The sequence below is a fragment of the Pedobacter sp. NO84 genome (assembly GCF_059703915.1).
The window spans coordinates 1,754,299-1,772,606 of the sequence record NZ_AP046575.1 but is presented as its reverse complement, the minus strand read 5'-3'; the positions used below and the strand labels follow the sequence as shown (position 1 = coordinate 1,772,606).

General features: G+C 39.4%; 14 protein-coding genes. 13 read left to right on the top strand and 1 reads right to left on the bottom strand.

Annotated elements, in window-relative coordinates; translation table 11 throughout:
* Nucleotides 1–68 precede the first annotated feature (68 nt).
* The 11 genes from AC6H0V_RS07585 (at nt 69) to mtaB (ending at nt 13,472) form a co-directional block, all read left to right on the top strand.
* Nucleotides 69–1,583 carry a tagaturonate reductase gene (locus AC6H0V_RS07585; RefSeq protein WP_497563120.1) on the top strand — a complete coding sequence of 505 codons (1,515 nt, stop codon included), beginning with the start codon at nt 69–71 and terminating at the stop codon, nt 1,581–1,583.
* Nucleotides 1,584–1,602: 19 nt separating this feature from the next.
* Nucleotides 1,603–3,246: a UxaA family hydrolase gene (locus AC6H0V_RS07580; RefSeq protein WP_497563119.1), complete on the top strand. Its 1,644-nt coding sequence runs from the start codon at nt 1,603–1,605 to the stop codon at nt 3,244–3,246.
* A gap of 73 nt (nt 3,247–3,319) precedes the next feature.
* Complete coding sequence (kduI, locus tag AC6H0V_RS07575; protein WP_497563118.1) at nt 3,320–4,150, top strand: 5-dehydro-4-deoxy-D-glucuronate isomerase; 831 nt, start codon at nt 3,320–3,322, stop codon at nt 4,148–4,150.
* Nucleotides 4,151–4,258: 108 nt separating this feature from the next.
* A complete protein-coding gene (locus AC6H0V_RS07570; RefSeq protein WP_497563117.1) occupies nt 4,259–5,074 on the top strand; it encodes an SDR family oxidoreductase in 816 nt (271 codons plus the stop codon).
* Nucleotides 5,075–5,123: 49 nt separating this feature from the next.
* On the top strand, nt 5,124–6,524 hold the full coding sequence (gene uxaC, locus AC6H0V_RS07565) for a glucuronate isomerase (RefSeq protein ID WP_497563116.1): 1,401 nt from the start codon (nt 5,124–5,126) through the stop codon (nt 6,522–6,524).
* Nucleotides 6,499–7,542, top strand: coding sequence for a PfkB family carbohydrate kinase (locus AC6H0V_RS07560; RefSeq protein ID WP_497563115.1), 1,044 nt, complete (start codon nt 6,499–6,501; stop codon nt 7,540–7,542). Before uxaC ends, AC6H0V_RS07560 begins: the two co-directional genes overlap by 26 nt.
* Nucleotides 7,535–8,200, top strand: coding sequence for a bifunctional 4-hydroxy-2-oxoglutarate aldolase/2-dehydro-3-deoxy-phosphogluconate aldolase (locus tag AC6H0V_RS07555; protein WP_497563114.1), 666 nt, complete (start codon nt 7,535–7,537; stop codon nt 8,198–8,200). Before AC6H0V_RS07560 ends, AC6H0V_RS07555 begins: the two co-directional genes overlap by 8 nt.
* Nucleotides 8,201–8,237: 37 nt before the next feature.
* A complete protein-coding gene (locus AC6H0V_RS07550; RefSeq protein ID WP_497563113.1) occupies nt 8,238–9,536 on the top strand; it encodes an MFS transporter in 1,299 nt (432 codons plus the stop codon).
* The gene (locus tag AC6H0V_RS07545) at nt 9,536–11,152 is read left to right on the top strand and encodes an NADP-dependent glyceraldehyde-3-phosphate dehydrogenase (RefSeq protein WP_497563112.1); all 1,617 of its coding nucleotides are present in this window, start codon (nt 9,536–9,538) and stop codon (nt 11,150–11,152) included. Before AC6H0V_RS07550 ends, AC6H0V_RS07545 begins: the two co-directional genes overlap by 1 nt.
* Nucleotides 11,153–11,385: 233 nt before the next feature.
* Entirely contained in the window at nt 11,386–11,952 is a 567-nt protein-coding gene (locus AC6H0V_RS07540; protein ID WP_497563111.1) for a UbiX family flavin prenyltransferase, read from the top strand.
* Between the two features lie 200 nt (nt 11,953–12,152).
* Nucleotides 12,153–13,472, top strand: a complete 1,320-nt coding sequence (mtaB, locus tag AC6H0V_RS07535) for a tRNA (N(6)-L-threonylcarbamoyladenosine(37)-C(2))-methylthiotransferase MtaB (RefSeq protein ID WP_497563110.1) — start codon at nt 12,153–12,155, stop codon at nt 13,470–13,472.
* Between the two features lie 242 nt (nt 13,473–13,714).
* Here the strand turns inward: mtaB and AC6H0V_RS07530 are convergent, their stop codons facing one another.
* The gene (locus tag AC6H0V_RS07530) at nt 13,715–13,957 is read right to left on the bottom strand and encodes a helix-turn-helix domain-containing protein (protein WP_497563109.1); all 243 of its coding nucleotides are present in this window, start codon (nt 13,955–13,957) and stop codon (nt 13,715–13,717) included.
* 588 nt (nt 13,958–14,545) lie between these two features.
* Here AC6H0V_RS07530 and AC6H0V_RS07525 point away from each other — a divergent pair.
* Nucleotides 14,546–15,121 carry a TlpA family protein disulfide reductase gene (locus tag AC6H0V_RS07525; protein ID WP_497563108.1) on the top strand — a complete coding sequence of 192 codons (576 nt, stop codon included), beginning with the start codon at nt 14,546–14,548 and terminating at the stop codon, nt 15,119–15,121.
* Nucleotides 15,118–18,303, top strand: a complete 3,186-nt coding sequence (locus AC6H0V_RS07520; protein WP_497563107.1) for a SusC/RagA family TonB-linked outer membrane protein — start codon at nt 15,118–15,120, stop codon at nt 18,301–18,303. Before AC6H0V_RS07525 ends, AC6H0V_RS07520 begins: the two co-directional genes overlap by 4 nt.
* The last annotated feature ends 5 nt before the right edge of the window (nt 18,304–18,308 follow it).

The window sequence follows — 18,308 nt, the reverse complement described above, 5'->3', positions numbered from 1 at the left end:
CAAAGCTGAGATAGTCATTGTTCTATTTTTTCGGCAAACAATAATTGAAAAGCAGTATTTCGAAACAAATGATCTTATCTCAAGAAAATCTAAACCTTATTGCTATGGGAAATGTGGTTATGCCACAGCCTGATAGCTTTGAGTTTCCAGAAAAGGTATTACAATTCGGAACAGGCGTATTACTCCGCGGACTTCCAGATTATTTTATAGATAAAGCAAATCGTCAGGGCATTTTTAAAGGTAGGGTGGCAGTGGTAAAATCAACAGGAGGATCTACCACAGAATTTGATCAACAAAACTCGTTGTATACACTTTGTGTTAGAGGTATAGAAAATGGCGAGCCTGTAGCTCAAAATATCATTTCTTCGGCCATAAGCAGGGTAATTTCAGCCGATAACAATTGGAATGCCATCTTAACCATTGCCGAATCATCAAATTTACAGCTCATCATTTCCAACACTACCGAAGTTGGAATTCAATTGGTAAAAGAAAGTATTGATCAAAATCCACCAGTCTCATTTCCTGCAAAGGTATTAGCAGTTTTGCATCATAGATATACCACTTTTAAGGGGAGCCCAGAAGCAGGCCTCATCATTATCGCTACAGAATTAATTCCGGATAATGGAAAGAAACTCGGAGAATTTGTTTTAGAACTTGCAAAGTTCAATAACTTAAGTGCAGATTTTATTACCTGGTTAACCAGCCATAATCAATTTTGTAACTCATTGGTTGATCGAATCGTTCCTGGAAAACCCGATGCGCAGACTTTATCGAAGCTGCAAGAAGAATTAGGCTACACCGATAATCTAATATCGATGTGCGAACCTTATCGCCTTTGGGCCATAGAAGGTAATGAAAAAGTGGCCGAAGTTTTATCCTTTGCTAAAGCTGATAAAGGTGTGGTAATAGCAGAAGACATTGAAATTTATAGAGAGCTTAAAGTTAGGTTGCTAAATGGAACCCACACCTTAAGTTCGGGAATTGCATTTCTCTCAGGTATCGATACCGTAAAAAATGCGATGACAAATGAACAGATCAGAACGTACATCAATGTTTTAATGGCTACAGAAATCGGTCCGGCTATTCCGTACCACGTTACAACTGAGCAAACATCCGCCTTTGCTAACACCGTAAAAGATCGTTTTGCAAACCCATCTATTGAACATCTGTGGCTGAATATAACGTTCCAGTACACGATGAAGATGAAAATCCGCATCCTACCACTGTTGTTAAATCATTATAAATTGTTTACTAATGTGCCAGAGCTCATCGCCTTTGGCTTTGCCGCTTATTTAAGGTTTATGAAAGTGGATCGGCAAAAAGATAACCACTATTTTGGGGCTTTTAAAAATATCAATTACCGGATTACAGACGATAGTGCTGCCTATTTTCATGACAAAGCCGAGCTAGACGACATTGATTACGTAAAAACTATACTAAATGATGCGGATTTCTGGAAAACTGAATTAAATTTACTTAACGGATTTACACAGGCAGTGGCATCAAAATATGCAGTTATAGAAAGAGACGGTATAATGTTGGCATTGGCCGAATTAACAGACGTTAAATCTGCTGTCGTTTAACGCAATTGATTAAACCAATATGAAACAACAGGTCTTAAAAATACATCCTAAGGATAATGTACTCGTTGCATTAACTGATCTTAAGGCCGGGGAAACGGTTTTTTATCAGGGCCAATCCTACTTTCTTATCGATAATATTAATGCAAAGCATAAATTCTACATCAATACCATGAATATCGGTGATGAGGTTTATATGTATGGTACCTTGGTAGGCAAAGTGCAGTATCCGTTAAGTGCCGGTACATTAATGACAACCGACAACCTAAAACACGCGGCGGCACCCTATCAATATCGCCCGTATCAATATACTTGGGAGGCACCAGATGTTTCCAAATTTGTAGGACGCACGTTTAACGGCTACCATCGTGCTGATGGAAAGGTAGGTACGGCAAATTATTGGTTATTTATTCCTACTGTTTTTTGTGAGAACCGCAACCTGGATGTGATCCGTGAAGCCCTGCACAATGAATTAGGCTATGCAGTTACCGAAAAATACAAGTCGTACACCCATCAATTGGTAGAGGCCTACCAAAATGGCGTCGATGTTTCAACCTTATCAGCCCCGCTTTCTTTTGAAGGGGTTAAAAATAACCGTCCATTTAAAAATATAGATGGTATTAAATTTTTGAACCATCAAGGTGGATGTGGTGGAATTAGACAAGACTCAGCAATTTTAAGCAAACTACTGGCTGCCTATGCCGATCATCCTAATGTTGCGGGTGTTACCGTACTGAGTTTGGGATGCCAGAATCTCCAGGTTCAGGATTTTACACAAGATCTAAAGGATAGAAATCCTTATTTTAATAAACCGCTCTTCATTTTTGAGCAACAGCAATCGCAGAGCGAAGAAAGTATGATTGCCGAAGCGATAAAAAAGACATTTGAGGGTTTAATCGAAGCAAATAAGATCGAAAGATCCCCAGCGCCATTAAGCAAGCTCAATATTGGAGTAAAATGTGGGGGAAGCGATGGTTTTAGTGGTATTTCTGCAAATCCTGCGGTGGGCTATACCTCTGATCTGTTGGTAGCGTTGGGTGCTACAGTATTGTTGGCCGAATTTCCCGAATTATGTGGGGCCGAACAAAACCTGATAGACCGTACGAAAGATGAATTAGCGGCCAAAAAATTTATTAACCTGATGGGCGCTTATAGTCAGGCCGCTGAAAATGCTGGCTCTGGTTTTCATATGAACCCTTCGCCAGGTAATATCAAAGACGGATTGATTACCGATGCGATCAAAAGCAATGGTGCCGCTAAAAAAGGGGGTACCTCTCCCGTAGAAGATGTATTGGATTATACCGAACCCGCAACCAAAAGTGGTTTAAATCTGGTATGTACTCCTGGGAATGATGTAGAAGCTACAACTGGTAAAGCAGCAAGCGGTGCAACGCTGATCTTGTTTACAACAGGCTTGGGTACACCAACAGGAAATCCAGTTTGCCCAGTGATAAAAGTGTCCACAAATAATGCCTTAACAAGGCGCATGGGCGACATTATCGACATCAACACGGGGCCAGTAATAGAAGGCGAAAAGACCATTGAAGAAATGGGAGAAGATATTTTAGAATATTGTATTAAAGCAGCCAGTGGCGATGTAATCCCTAAATCTGTTTTACTTAATCAAGACGATTTTATTCCTTGGAAAAGAGGAGTGTCGTTATAACAAACTGCAGGGAGCATAGCGCATAGAGCACCATAATCCTCCATGCCCCATGCTCTATGCTTAATATCATAAAATGAAAATCATTCAAGCAGTACACTCCGAAGACTTTAAATCCTATCAGACCGATAAGATCAGAGAACGCTTTCTTTTAGACGGATTAAAAGAAAAGGACAAGGCAAATTTTGTTTATGCCCACTATGATAGGATGGTAACCGGATTAATTACACCAACAAACACCGTTGTACCTTTAGAAACCTATGCTATTTTACGCGCTGATTATTTCTTGGAAAGAAGAGAAATGGGGATCATCAATGTGGGTGGTGCCGGAACTATAGAGGCGGATGGCGAAAACTACGAACTAGCAAAACTAGATTGCCTATACCTTGGTAAAGGAGTAAAAGACGTAAAATTTAGCAGCAAAAATGCCGATCAGCCTGCTGTTTTTTATATTTTATCTGCACCAGCGCATCATAGCTATCCTACAACTTATCTACAAAATGCCGATGCTTTTTCAGCACAATTAGGAAGTACTGAAACCGCAAACGAACGTAAAATTATTCGATACATCCACGAAGACGGGATTCAAAGCTGTCAATTGGTAATGGGTTTAACCATTCTATCGGTAGGGAGCATTTGGAATACCATCCCACCTCATACCCACGATCGTAGAATGGAAGTGTATTTCTACTTTGATGTTGATGAAGAGCATCGTGTTTTCCATTATATGGGCGAACCACAAGAAACCCGTCATATCATTGTGGCTAACCACGAAGCTGTATTGTCTCCAACTTGGAGCATCCACGCAGGTAGCGGAACAAAAAATTATAGTTTTATCTGGGGGATGGCAGGCGAAAACCTGGATTATGCAGATATGGATACATTTGGAGTAAAAGAACTTAAATAAGTTAAGAAAGTATAAACCACAAAGACACAAAGAGCACAAAGAAATTAACTGCTCACCTTTGTGTTCTCCGTGCCTTGGTGGTGAAAAACATAAATTCACAATATAATAATGGAACAATCATTTTCTTTGAAGGATAAAGTAATTGTAGTAACTGGTGGTACGGGAATTTTAGGCAATTCGTTTGTAAATGCCATTGTAGAAGCGGGTGGAGCAGTGGGAATTTTAGGCAGAAACGCCGAAATCGCCAACGAAAGAGCGGAGGCAATTAACAAAAGTGGAGGGAGGGCCATTGCGCTTATTGCAGATGCCATGGATGAAGAGCAATTAATTGCCGCTAGAACAAAGGTTATAGGTGCGTTTGGTAAAATCGATGGACTAGTAAATGCTGCCGGAGGCAATATGCCCGATGGAGTTTTACAGCCAGAAGAAAGTGTTTTTAAGATGAAGATGGACGGCATGAAAAAAGTGCTTGATCTTAACCTATGGGGAACACTTATCCCCACACAGGTTTTTGGAGAAGCGATTGCAGAAACGGGAAGGGGAAGTATCGTGAATATTTCTTCTATGAATTCTAAAAAAGCAGTAACCAAAGTGTTAGGATATAATATGGGAAAAGCTGCGGTTGATTGCTATACACAGTGGTTCGCCGTAGAATTGGCCAATCGCTATGGCGATAAAATTAGGATGAATGCCCTTGCACCTGGCTTTTTCTTAACAGAACAAAATCGCAACCTATTAACTACTCCAGATGGAGGTTTTACCCCTCGGGGACAATCAGTAATTAAGCAAACCCCTTTTAAACGTTTTGGCGATCCTGACGAACTAAAAGGGGCATTGGTGTGGCTATTGAGTGATGCTTCCCAATTTGTAACCGGAGCAATGATCTGTGTGGATGGTGGATTTTCGATTTTTAGTGGAGTATAGCTAGTCATCCGATGACTTAAGTCATCGGATGACTATTAGATTTTAAACAATGAAAAATTTTTTAGACGATAACTTTTTATTGCAAACTAAAACAGCCGAAACGCTGTACCATGAATTTGCGAAACAGATGCCTATAATTGATTATCATAATCATTTATTGCCTGATCAGATTGCCGAAGACAAGAATTTTGAGAACATTACCCAGGTTTGGCTCTATGGCGATCATTATAAATGGAGGGCCATGCGGGCTAACGGGGTTGATGAATATTATATCACCGGTGGTGCATCCGATTGGGAGAAATTCGAAAAATGGGCCGAAACCGTTCCTTATACATTAAGAAATCCGCTTTATCATTGGACGCATCTCGAATTACAACGCTATTTTGGCATTCACGAAGTACTTTCTTCCGCCAATGCGAGGAAAGTATACGATGAATGTAATGCCAAATTGCAAACCAAAGCATACAGCGTTCAGGGATTATTGCGCAAAATGAATGTAAAAACATTATGTACCACAGACGACCCTCTGGATAGCTTGGAATACCACCAAAAGATCAAAAATAACGGGGTAGAATTAAATGTACTTCCTGCATTTAGGCCCGATAAGGCTATGAATGCCGATGATGTAAGTGGATTAAACCTATACATTGATAAGTTAGCTGCCCTAAAAGGAAATAACATTGATACCTACGAAAGCTATTTAACTGCTTTAAAATCCCGTCACGATTATTTTGCGGCAAATGGGGCTTCGGTATCCGATCATGGACTGGAACACATTTATGCCGAAGAATATACCGAATCAGAAATTAGTTCAATTTTTTTGAAGATCAGAAAAAATGAAACTATCTCTTTAGCAGAAAACCTGAAGTTTAAATCGGCTATGCTTTTCACTTTCGCCCTTTGGGACCATGAAAAAGGATGGGTACAGCAATTTCATTTGGGCGCATTACGTAATAATAATGATCGTTTGTTAGGCTCCCTAGGCCCTGATACAGGTTTCGACTCTATTGGTGATTTCCCTCAAGGAAAACAATTATCAAAATTCTTGAACAAACTGGATCTCGAAAATAAATTAGCTAAAACGATCTTATATAACCTTAATCCTGCCGACAATGAGCTAATGGCAACCATGATTGGCAATTATCAGGATGGTACGGTAGCCGGGAAAGTGCAATGGGGGTCTTCGTGGTGGTTTTTAGACCAAAAAGATGGAATGATCAAACAGATAAACGCTATCTCCAATATGGGTCTTTTGAGCCAATTTGTGGGTATGTTAACCGATTCGAGAAGCTTTCTTTCTTTTCCGCGACACGAATATTTTAGAAGGATCTTGTGCGATCTCTTTGGCACTGATGTTGAAAATGGCGAGCTGCCTTATGATAAAGAATGGTTGGGCAAGGTAATTCAGGATATCTGTTACAACAATGCTAAAACCTACTTCAACTTTTAATATGGGCAAGGTATTAAGCTTTGGCGAACTGTTATTGCGCATCTGTCCAGATGGGGATGGAACTTGGCTTGCCGAGAATAAACTGCCTTTTTATGTAGGAGGTGCCGAATTAAATGTGGCCACTGCTTTGGCTTTGTGGGAAATTCCATCCGCTTATTTTACGGCACTGCCAGAAAATTTTATGGCCGAGCAGTTAATGCAATACATGGATGGCTGTAAAATTGATACGAGCAAGATTTACCATGGGGGAGATCGGATCGGTATTTATTATCTTCCGAAGGGCAAAGACCTGAAAAATGCAGGAGTGATCTACGATCGCGCAAATTCTGCTTTCGCGACGCTGAAAACCAATTCTATAGACTGGGACCATGTTTTAACCGGCGTAAGCTGGTTTCATTTTAGCGCCATTTGCCCCGCATTAAATCAAGCAGCTGCTGATGTATGTATGGAGGCCGTAAAAGCGGCGAGTGAAAGAAATATCACCATTTCTATCGATTTAAATTACCGGGCTAAATTATGGCAATATGGTAAACAACCCGAAGATATTATTCCACCCTTAGTGCAATACTGCGATCTGGTAATGGGTAACCTTTGGGCAGCAGAGAAAATGCTGAACATTAGCGTGCCAGAAAATATTCACGAACTCAATGATAAAAATACTTATCTTGAGCAAGCAAGATTAACTTCAGAGACAATTGTAGCATCCTATCCAAAATGTAAATGGGTGGCCAATACCTTTCGTTTCGATTACGAAAAAGGCATTAGATATTATACCACACTTTATACTAATAATGAGCTGTTCGTGTCAAATGAATATCAATCGGCAAGTATTTTAGACAAAGTGGGAAGTGGCGATTGTTTTATGGCAGGACTAATTTATGGATTGTATAAGGGGACAGAACCACTACCAACCTTAAATTTCGCAACCGCTGCCGCATTTAATAAATTATTTATACCCAGTGATTGCACCACATCAACAGTTGCAGATATTGAACAAACGATAGCAAAACATGACTAAAAATAAAGACGCTGCCATCAAGGCTATTACCACACAAGGTTTATTGCCACTTTTTTACTACGAAGATGCTCAGGTAAGCTTAGATATCGTGCGGACGCTATATCGTGCCGGTGTTCGTGTGTTCGAATATACAAATCGGGGAGAAGCTGCGCTTGAGAATTTCAAGTTCATTAAAGCAGCGTTAAAAACTGAAATGGAAGATTTGTTTCTGGGAATTGGCACCATTAAGAATACAGCTGAACTTGCTGATTTTCTAGCCGCAGATGCTGATTTTATTGTTTGTCCTGTGGTTGATCTAGAAGTGGGAAATTTGGTCCATCAAGCTGATAAACTTTGGATTCCTGGTTGTATGACCCCTACAGAAATCAATCTTGCGCATCAACATAAGGCGGGTATCATAAAGCTGTTCCCAGCAAATATTTTAGGGCCTGCTTACCTTTCCTCTATTAAAGAACTTTTTCAAGGGCAGCTTTTTGTGCCAACAGGAGGAGTAGAAATTGAGGAAAAGAATATTGATTCGTGGTTTAAGGCAGGTGTATGCGCAGTAGGGATGGGCAGCAAATTGGTAAGTAAACAACTGTTAGAAGATAAAAATTATGATGAACTGTTTTCCCTAACCAAGAAAACGTTAGAGATCATCCAAAAAGTAAGGCCGTAGACCGAATTAAGAAATCAAACCAATATAGACTTGAATTATGAATGAACCAAAAATGAGCAATTACAGGTGGACCATTTGTTCACTGATCTTTTTTGCTACTACGATCAACTATATCGATCGGAATGTAATCAGTTTTATGAAATCAACCTTTACACAAGATTTAGGTTGGACAGACGGCGATTATGCCAATGTTGAAATCGTATTTAAGGTGTTTTATTCGCTGGGCATGTTAGGTGCGGGCCGAATAATCGACAAGTTAGGAACAAAAGTTGGTTATGGTATTTATACATTCCTTTGGAGTGTGGCAGGTATCTGTACCGCATTTGTAAATTCGGTATTAGGTTTTGCCATTGTTAGGGGAGCCTTAGGTGTTACCGAGGCTGGCAATTTTCCCGCAGCGATTAAAACGGTTGCCGAATGGTTTCCAAAAAAAGAGCGAGCCTTAGCTACAGGAATCTTTAATTCTGGTGCTAATATTGGTGCAATTGTTACCCCTCTTGCAGTTCCTTTCATCATTACCCATTACCATTGGCAATGGGCCTTTATTCTTACGGGTTTATTGGGTGTAATCTGGTTGGTGTTCTGGATGCTTTTCTATGAAATACCTCGTAAACATAAAAAGGTTTCTAGTGCCGAATTGGCGCATATAGAAAGCGATAAGGAAGTAGTGCACGATATTGTGGATCAGCCAAAATATACCTGGTCGCAATTGTTAAGCTATAAGCAAACCTGGGCTTTCGTAATAGGTAAATTCTTAACAGATCCAATTTGGTGGTTCTATCTTTTCTGGTTGCCAGATTTCTTCGAAAGTGTGTATAAAATCAAATTGGAGGCAGCTAGTTGGCCAGTTGCTACTGTTTATATCATCTCTACCGTTGGTAGTGTTGGTGGTGGATGGTTGCCCTTGTATTTTATTAAAAGGGGATGGCCGGTATTTAAGGCCCGAAAAATCTCGATGTTGATCTATGCCTTTTTTGTATTGCCAATTTTCTTTGCCTTGATCTTAGGGCAGGTAAATATGTGGCTCGCAGTGGGAGTAATCGGTATAGCAGCAGCTGCACACCAAGCCTGGAGTGCCAATATTTTTACTACAGTAAGTGATATGTTTCCTAAAGCGGCTACCGCTACCGTTACCGGAATAGGGGGCATGGCAGGCGGTGCAGGTGGAATTGCACTTTCTTTATTTGTACAAAAAAGAATGTTTGTATACTACAGAAGTATCGATCAGATAGAAACAGCATATTATATTATGTTCGCTATTTGTGGTGGTGCCTACTTGTTGGGATGGTTAATTATGCATTTTCTAGTTCCTAAAATGAAACCAATTAATATATAATGGCCATAGACTTAAATATTTTCTTAAAAGAAGAAGACATTCCGGAGCAGTTTAAACTGGCGGAAGAAGTAAACCAGCGTGAATATTTGTCTAACGGCGAAATGTTGCCATGGAATGGTGATGTACACACGGTATCATCACCTATCTGTGTTCAAACGGCTGAGGGCTTAAAACGAAAAGTAATTGGTACCTATCCACTGTGTGATGCAGAAGAAGCATCCGCTGCTTTAGACGCCGCGGTAATTGCCTATAACAACGGAAGGGGCGAGTGGCCAACCATGAGCGTTGCCCAAAGGATTGCTTGTGTAGAAAAGTTTACACACGAAATTATCGAAAAGAAGCAAGAGGTAGTAAAACTAATCATGTGGGAGATCGGCAAAACCATAGGGGATTCTACCAAAGAATTTGATCGGACCATCGAATATATCCAGGCTACGATTGATGCACTTAAAGATTTGGATCGCCAATCAGCAGGCTTTATTATGGAACAGGGCATTGTAGCTCAAATCCGGAGATCACCGTTGGGAGTGGTTTTATGTATGGGCCCTTTTAACTATCCTTTAAATGAAACCTTTACTACCTTAATCCCAGCATTAATAATGGGCAATACTATTCTGTTTAAACCACCTAAACATGGTACTTTATTGTTCTATCCTTTATTGCAAGCCTTTAAAAACTGCTTCCCTAAAGGAGTTGTAAATACCATTTATGGGCGTGGAAACAAAATTATCCCTGGCTTGATGGAATCGGGTAAAATAAACGTCCTTACATTAATCGGCTCGAGTAAAGTGGCCAATGAGTTAAAAAAGATGCATCCAAAGGTAAATCGCCTGCGCGCAATCTTGGGTTTGGATGCTAAAAATGCTGCTATTATTACAGCAAAAGCTGATTTGAAGCTAGCCGTACAAGAAACGGTATTGGGATCGCTTTCTTTTAACGGTCAGCGATGTACTGCACTGAAAATAATTTTCGTACACCGAAGTTTGGCGGACGAGTTTTTGACCGCCTTAGCCACAGCAGTAAACCAATTGAAATTTGGAATGCCCTGGGTTGATGGAGTAGCATTAACCCCCTTACCCGAACCGCATAAGCCAGCTTATTTAAAAGAATGCCTGGATGATGCAATTTCTAAAGGAGCAAAGATTATGAACGAAAACGGCGGGGCAACCAATGAGTCGTTTGTATATCCAGCAGTAGTATATCCTGTAAATTCTAACATGAAATTGTACACCGAAGAGCAATTTGGGCCAGTGGTTCCCGTGGTCCCTTTTGATGATCTGGAAGAAACCATCCAATACCTGATCGAATCTACCCATGGTCAGCAGGTGAGTATTTTTAGTAATGATGAACAGGAAATCGCAGCCCTAATAGATCCATTGGTAAATCAGGTAAGTAGGGTAAACATCAATTGCCAGTGCCAACGCGGACCAGATGTTTTTCCGTTTACAGGAAGAAAAGACAGCGCTGAAGGAACTTTATCGGTGGTTGATGCCCTTCGTGCTTTTTCAATACGATCGCTGGTAGCCACTAAATTAAATGATAACAATAAACATCTTTTAAACGAAATAATAGACAGTCACAGTTCTAATTTTTTAAGCACGAAATACTTATTTTAACGTTTTTCTACACGTCTTTAACTACTAATTTAATTTCCAAGTGTAATAATTACACTATAATTAAAAAAAGAAGTCGTAAACTTTCTTTTTTTTGCAAAATTAATTACATTTGAGCTTACCCTTTCGAGGGTATGTTTTTCATAGGTAGATGTAGGGTCAGGAACTTTGTTCTTGGCCCTTTTTTTGTATAGTCATCCGATGACTTAAGTCATCGGATGACTATCTTTACGCTTATGATCAAAAAGAAAAAAATAATTGTTGCGGTTACGGGTGCGAGCGGTGCCATTTATGCTAAATTATTATTGGATAACCTGCTTAAGCTTACCGATCAGATCGAAAAAGTTGGGGTAGTAATGTCTGATAACGCAAAAGAGGTTTGGCGCTTTGAACTCGGGAACGAAGATTATGACGAATATCCTTTTGATTTTTATCAAAAAATGGATTTCAATGCCCCCTTTGCATCCGGTTCTGCTAAGTTCGACACCATGATCATTATTCCCTGCTCAATGGGTACATTAGGACGAATTGCCAGTGGCATCTCCAACGATCTTATTTCGCGAGCGGCAGACGTGATTTTAAAAGAACGCCGTAAATTAATAGCGGTTGCCAGAGATACTCCTTTTAGCCTAATCCATATCAATAACCTTAAAACTGTAACCGAAGCCGGTGGAATTATCTGCCCGGCTATCCCTTCATTCTATAGCCTGCCTAAAACCATCGAAGAACTTGCCCAAACCGTAGTGGATAGGGTTATCGATTTGGCTGGACTGGAAAAAGAATCGTATCGATGGGGTGAATGAGAAATTGTTAAATTGTTTGATTGTTATATTGTTGCGAAATGCCCAGGAATCATGCAGAACAATACAGCAATAAAACAATATAGCAATATAATAATGACAATATTATTCATCGGGCAACTGTAAACGGTATGTAAGGTTATCATCCTTGCTCACATCTCATATTTCATTACTCACATCTAATTCTTACCTTTGTACCCTTAATGAAAAAAGTCGCATTTTATACACTTGGCTGTAAGCTGAATTTCTCAGAAACTTCAACCATTGGTAGATTGTTTACCGATGCGGGCTATGCTGTGGTAGAATTTACCCAAGCTGCGGATGTATATGTGATCAATACCTGTTCTGTTACTGATCATGCAGATAAAAAATGCCGAAAAGTAGTAAAAGAAGCACTTAAATATTCCCCTAACGCCTACATTACCATTGTGGGTTGTTATGCCCAGTTAAAGCCTACAGAAATCGCTGAAATTGAAGGTGTCGACATGGTGTTGGGGGCAGCAGAGAAATTTAGAATCGTTGAATTTATCTCTGACCTAACTAAAAATCCAAAAGCTGTAGTACACCAGCAAAATATCGAAAAAGTAAACCATAATTTTATTGCTGCCTATTCTATTGGCGATAGGACCCGTACTTTTTTGAAAGTACAGGATGGTTGTGATTATCCATGTACCTATTGTACCATTCCGCTGGCCCGTGGTGGAAGTAGGAGTGATACCATCGAAAATGTGGTAAATAGGGCAACTCAGATAGCACAAAGTGGAGTTAAGGAAATTGTATTAACAGGGGTAAATCTTGGCGATTTTGGTATTCGAAATGGTGCTAGAGAAGATAAGTTCTTCGACCTGGTAAAAGCACTTGATGAAGTTGAAGGCATAGAAAGGATCCGGATTTCGTCTATAGAACCGAACTTATTGAGCAATGAAATCATTCAATTTGTAGCCACCTCAAAACGTTTCGTTCCACACTTTCACATTCCGCTCCAATCAGGGTCTAATAAAATTTTAGGCTTGATGAAAAGACGTTATCAACGTGAACTATATACCGAGCGTGTGGCGAAAATTAAAGCGGTGATGCCAAATTGCTGTATAGGGGTTGATGTAATTGTGGGTTTTCCAGGCGAAACGCACGAAGATTTCTTAGATACTTATCAGTTTTTAAACGAACTGGATATCTCATATCTGCACGTTTTCACCTATTCAGAACGCGAGCAAACGGAAGCCGCATCGATGGGAGGCAAAGTAACTGGAAGTACCAGGTTCGACCGCAATAAGATGCTACATAATCTTTCGGATAAAAAAAGACGTTCATTTTATCAATCACAAATAGGTAATACCGCTCAGGTCTTATTTGAAGACGATCAAAAAAATGGCTTTATGCATGGATTTACTAAGAACTATGTAAAAGTTAAGGCCAAATATGATCCGGTAATGGTAAACGAGCTTAAGAACGTAAAACTATTAGCCCTTTTGGCAGATGGTGAAGTTGAAGTAGCAGAAGCCGAAGAGATTTTGGTTCATTAACGTTTTAACCACTTAAGACACGTCAGAGCACCAAGGTTTTTGACTTTTCATCGGAATTTCCGACTTTAGGACTATTTTTTACCATCCCTGCCTGCCGGCAGGCAGGTAAAACATCTAAGAGCATCTTAGTTTTTAACCAACTAAGAAACCAGGTTTGTTTCTCGAGTTGTGGGTCTGATGGTAGTCGAAGACGGAGAGAACATTAGGGGTAAACTAACGCTAAACGCTTCCCGCCAAATGCTTCACTTTCCGTCTCCATCTTGTTTAACATCAAATAATTCGTTCATCGAAATATTCAATGCATCGGCAATTTGTTTGAGGATAAATCCTGATGCATTTACCCTACCATTTTCTATTCTACTGATACTTTGGAAATCTTTATTGATGATCGCTGCGAGCTGAGGTTGCGTAAATCCTTTACTTTCACGGAGTTTTGCAATCTTCCTTCCTAATGCTTTTTTAAAAAGTTCCAAATCATCAGCCATGATGCAAACTCAAAAGATTTTTGAATAAATAACTAAACGTATTTGTTTAGTTGTGATATTTAATTATATTTGGTTTATATAATAGGTATTAAAGAGTCTTGTGGTTCGTTTTCTCACGCCGTAACACAAGACAGCAGATAATGCCCATATCTATAATTAGATTGCTATATTAGCGTATCTAAATAGATGTGGGAACTGCTGTAATTCCATGTTACGTAAGGCGTGAGAACTTTAATGAACCATGGTAGGTAGTTCCCACATTTATTGTGTGAAGAACTTTTACAAGACTCGTATAACTAAATACGGGTATGATGAAATATCAAAATGTAATTTGTAAATTAGTTTTGTCTTTAATCACGGGCAAATTTTGCTTTGCTCCCCTATTTATCGTCCCAGGTGTTTTATTTATTATTTTAATGAGTTTGGTTATCTGTTCGCCAGAATAATAATTTGGCATTGCGGGTGGCACAACGGTGGTTAATAATTAATAGCCACCTGCTCTTGCCTTACTTTATTGTAGAGCATAGCATCATCTTTTGGGCAGCGCATTTGCCTGAATTTAATAACCTAAAACAATAAACCAAAACTATGAAAAAAACAACGACAATTCTCGTAATGGCCACGCTTTGCCTAAACTTCTGGTCTAAAGCACAGTCGCCAAGCCCCCTAAAACTGGGCGAAAAAATTCCCTTACAAATTTGGACGCAGCAAATGGCTGCCATTAATAAGATCGGGGCAGACAGTTTAAACTTAAATGAATTTAAGGGCAAGATTATCATTTTAGACTTCTGGGCAACTTGGTGTACTTCGTGTTTCTACAAATTTGAAACGATACAAAAGTTTCAACAACACTATCAGAATAATGTACAGTTTCTTTTGGTAGATACAAAAAGTACAAAAGATACTCCCGAACGTATTAAGAAATTATTGAACGGAGAGACACCTTTTTTAAAGAAGCAAAGCTTAATTACTATTTATAATGATACGCTATTAAATAGCCTATTCCCCCATACCTATATTCCACATTATATATGGATTGGGAGCAATGGCAGTGTTTTGGCCATTACAAATGCCTCCCTTCTTAACGAACAAACCATTGAGGCGATCATCGCAAGTGAAGCTGAAAATAAAATATCAAGTACCGTAAAAAGCAGCAAACCATGAAAAAATTAATCTATTTAATCTCTCTGTTGTTCAGCCTTAGCGTAAATGCACAACAATTTAAAGGTAAGGTGTTTAGCCTGCCAGATAGCTTGTTATTAAAAGGAGCGAGCATTAATATTAATGATAGATCTTTCCAAACTGATGCCGATGGAAGTTTCACTACTACTATCCCCAATGGAAAATACCTGATCAAAATCAACTATTTAGGTTATCAAGCCTTAAATCAAGAAGTAGTAATAAATGGCAATACAACCATCAATTTTTATCTTTTACCGGATGTCAATTTCCTTCAGGAAGTAGAAATTAATACGGGTTATCAAACTTTACCTAAAGAGAGGGCTACAGGTTCTTTCGTAACCATCAGTAACAAGGTGCTTAATGAGCAGTTTGGTACTGATATTATCAGTAGGCTCGAAGCGGTGGCCAATAGTGTAACATTCGATAAACGATCCAACCCAAACGGTGGCGGAAATTTGATGATCCGGGGCTTAAGCACCATTAATGGCCCTAAAGCACCATTAATTATTCTGGATAATTTCCAATATCAAGGCGATTTAGCGAACATCAATCCCAACGATATTGAGACGGTTACCATTTTAAAAGATGCTGCAGCAACTTCGATTTGGGGCAGTAGAGCAGGCAATGGGGTTATAGTGCTAACCTCTAAAAAGGCTAAACCCGGACAAGCTTTTAGGGTTGATGTAAACAGTAATTTCAGCGTAATAGATAGACCTAGCCTAAGCGTGATACAGCAACTAAGTTCAACAGACTATTTACAGGTTGAGCAGATGCTATATGATAAAGGCTTTTATAACTCAAAAATTAGCTCTTCATCTAAACCAGCGCTTTCTCCATTTATCGAACTTTTGGTGGCTAAAAATAATGGATCCATTAGTGCCGACAGTTTTAACAAGCAACTTGCCTTTTTGCAGGGCGGAGATGTAAAATCAGAATTTACTGATTTAAATTATCAAAAATCGGTAAGGCAGCAATACGCATTAACCTTAAGTGGCTCTGAACGTAAAATGGATTGGACTATCTTAGCAGGATATGACCAGAATAGTTCGTCGTTAGCAGCTACAACAACCCGATTAAATTTAACAGGGAGAAATACCCTGCACATTACAAAAAATCTAAAACTAGATTTCGGATTAACATTTACCAAGGGTATCAACAAAACCGGGAAGGCAAGTTTTTCCGACCTGTCTACCACGGGAGTGGGTATCCCTCCATATTTAAGATTGAGAAATGAAAACGGAGCCGAACTGCCAATAGCACGAACCTACTCGCTCACTTACTTGAAAACATTGGATAAAAACATCTTTGGAGATTGGGGCTATTATCCGCTATCAGATTATAAAAACTATGATAACGCCACCACAAGTAGAGATCTGTTGGCTAATGTTGCATTAAGTTATCAGGTTATTCCAGGTTTAAACGCAAAAATCTATTACCAGAACGAACGTCAGGTAGGTGACACCCGGAGCTTATCAGAGGCAAACAGTTATTTCGTTCGGAATTTGGTAAACACCTATACACAAGTTGCTACTACTACTGGTGTGGTTACCCGTATCGTACCCACCGGCGGAATTTTAGACAATAATCAAAGTGTACTTAAAGCTTATAACTTAAGGGCCCAAGTTAATTATGATAAAATTTGGGGCAAACACGAACTTAATGTTCTAGGCGGTTATGAAATGAATGAAAGAGCTGTAGATAGTAGAGGTATAAGGGAATACGGTTATGACGACGATAGACTGGCGCATGCGAACATGAATTATACCGTGGCTTTTCCAAATTATGTTACAAAATCAACAAGTTTTATAAGTAATGGATCAACTTTTAGCGGTCTATTAAACCGATTTGTTTCATTATACGGGAACTTAGGGTATAATTTTCAAAATAAATACACCCTAACAGCTAGCGCAAGAAAAGATGCTTCCAACTTATTCGGACTAAGCACAAATGATAAATGGAAACCTCTATGGTCTGTTGGAGCAGCTTGGAATGTAACTAACGAATCGTTTCTCAAACGTTCTTGGCTAGATAATCTCAAACTAAGAGGCAGTTATGGATATAGTGGTAATGTTGATCTGGGACGAAGTGCAGTAACTACTACCCAAACTATTGGGATAAGCGAATTCACCAATAGTTTAATGGCGCGATTTGACCAATATAACAATCCTGAACTGCGATGGGAGCAAGTGCGCACCATAAATTTAGGGGTAGATTTTGCCGTATTGAAAAATAGACTGTCGGGAAGCATTGAAGTTTATCAAAAAAATTCCAAAGACCTATACGGCGTTATCCCGGTAGATTACACGGCGGTTTCAACACTAAGTCTAAGTAGAAATGTGGCTAGTATTAAAGCCAATGGACTGGATGTTTCATTAAATTCAAGAAATACAACGGGAGCTTTACTGTGGAGCACTAACCTGAACTTTAACCTGTATAAAGATGAAGTAATAGAATATTACAAAGCAAATGATCAGGCGACCGATTTCGTAGGTAATGGCACTTTCGCTACTCCTGCAAAAGGTTACCCGGTATATGGTATATTCTCGTACGCATGGGCTGGGTTAGATCCCACAAATGGTAATCCACAAGGTTATTATCAAGGTAAGATTTCTGCCGATTATAATTTGCTAACCGGAGCTAATACCAGGTTAGCGGATCTGGTTTATAGTGGGCCTGCCTTCCCCAGTGTTTTTGGGAATGTTGGCAATACTTTTAGCTATAAAGGTATAACTCTAACGGCTAGAATTACCTATAAATTAGGGTATAGCTTTAGTAGGTCAAGCCTCAATTATACCAATCTTTACACTAGCGGGATAGGGCATGCGGATTATGCCCTGAGATGGCAAAAACCTGGCGACGAACTAACTACTAGCGTACCTTCGTTAGTTTATCCTGCTGTTACGAGGAGAGATTCATTTTATAATAATTCAGAGATTTTAGTAGAAAAAGGCGACCATGTAAGATTGTCTTACCTTTCACTAAGCTATGCTCTAAAGAAAGAATCCTTTCGTAAACTTCCTGTAAAAAATGTCCAATTGCAAGGCAATGTTAGCAACCTAGGAATTATTTGGCGAGCTAATAAATTTGATATTGATCCCGATTACCGCGACAATACCATTCTGCCAAGTAAATATTTCACATTCGGACTTCGTTGTACACTTTAAACTTA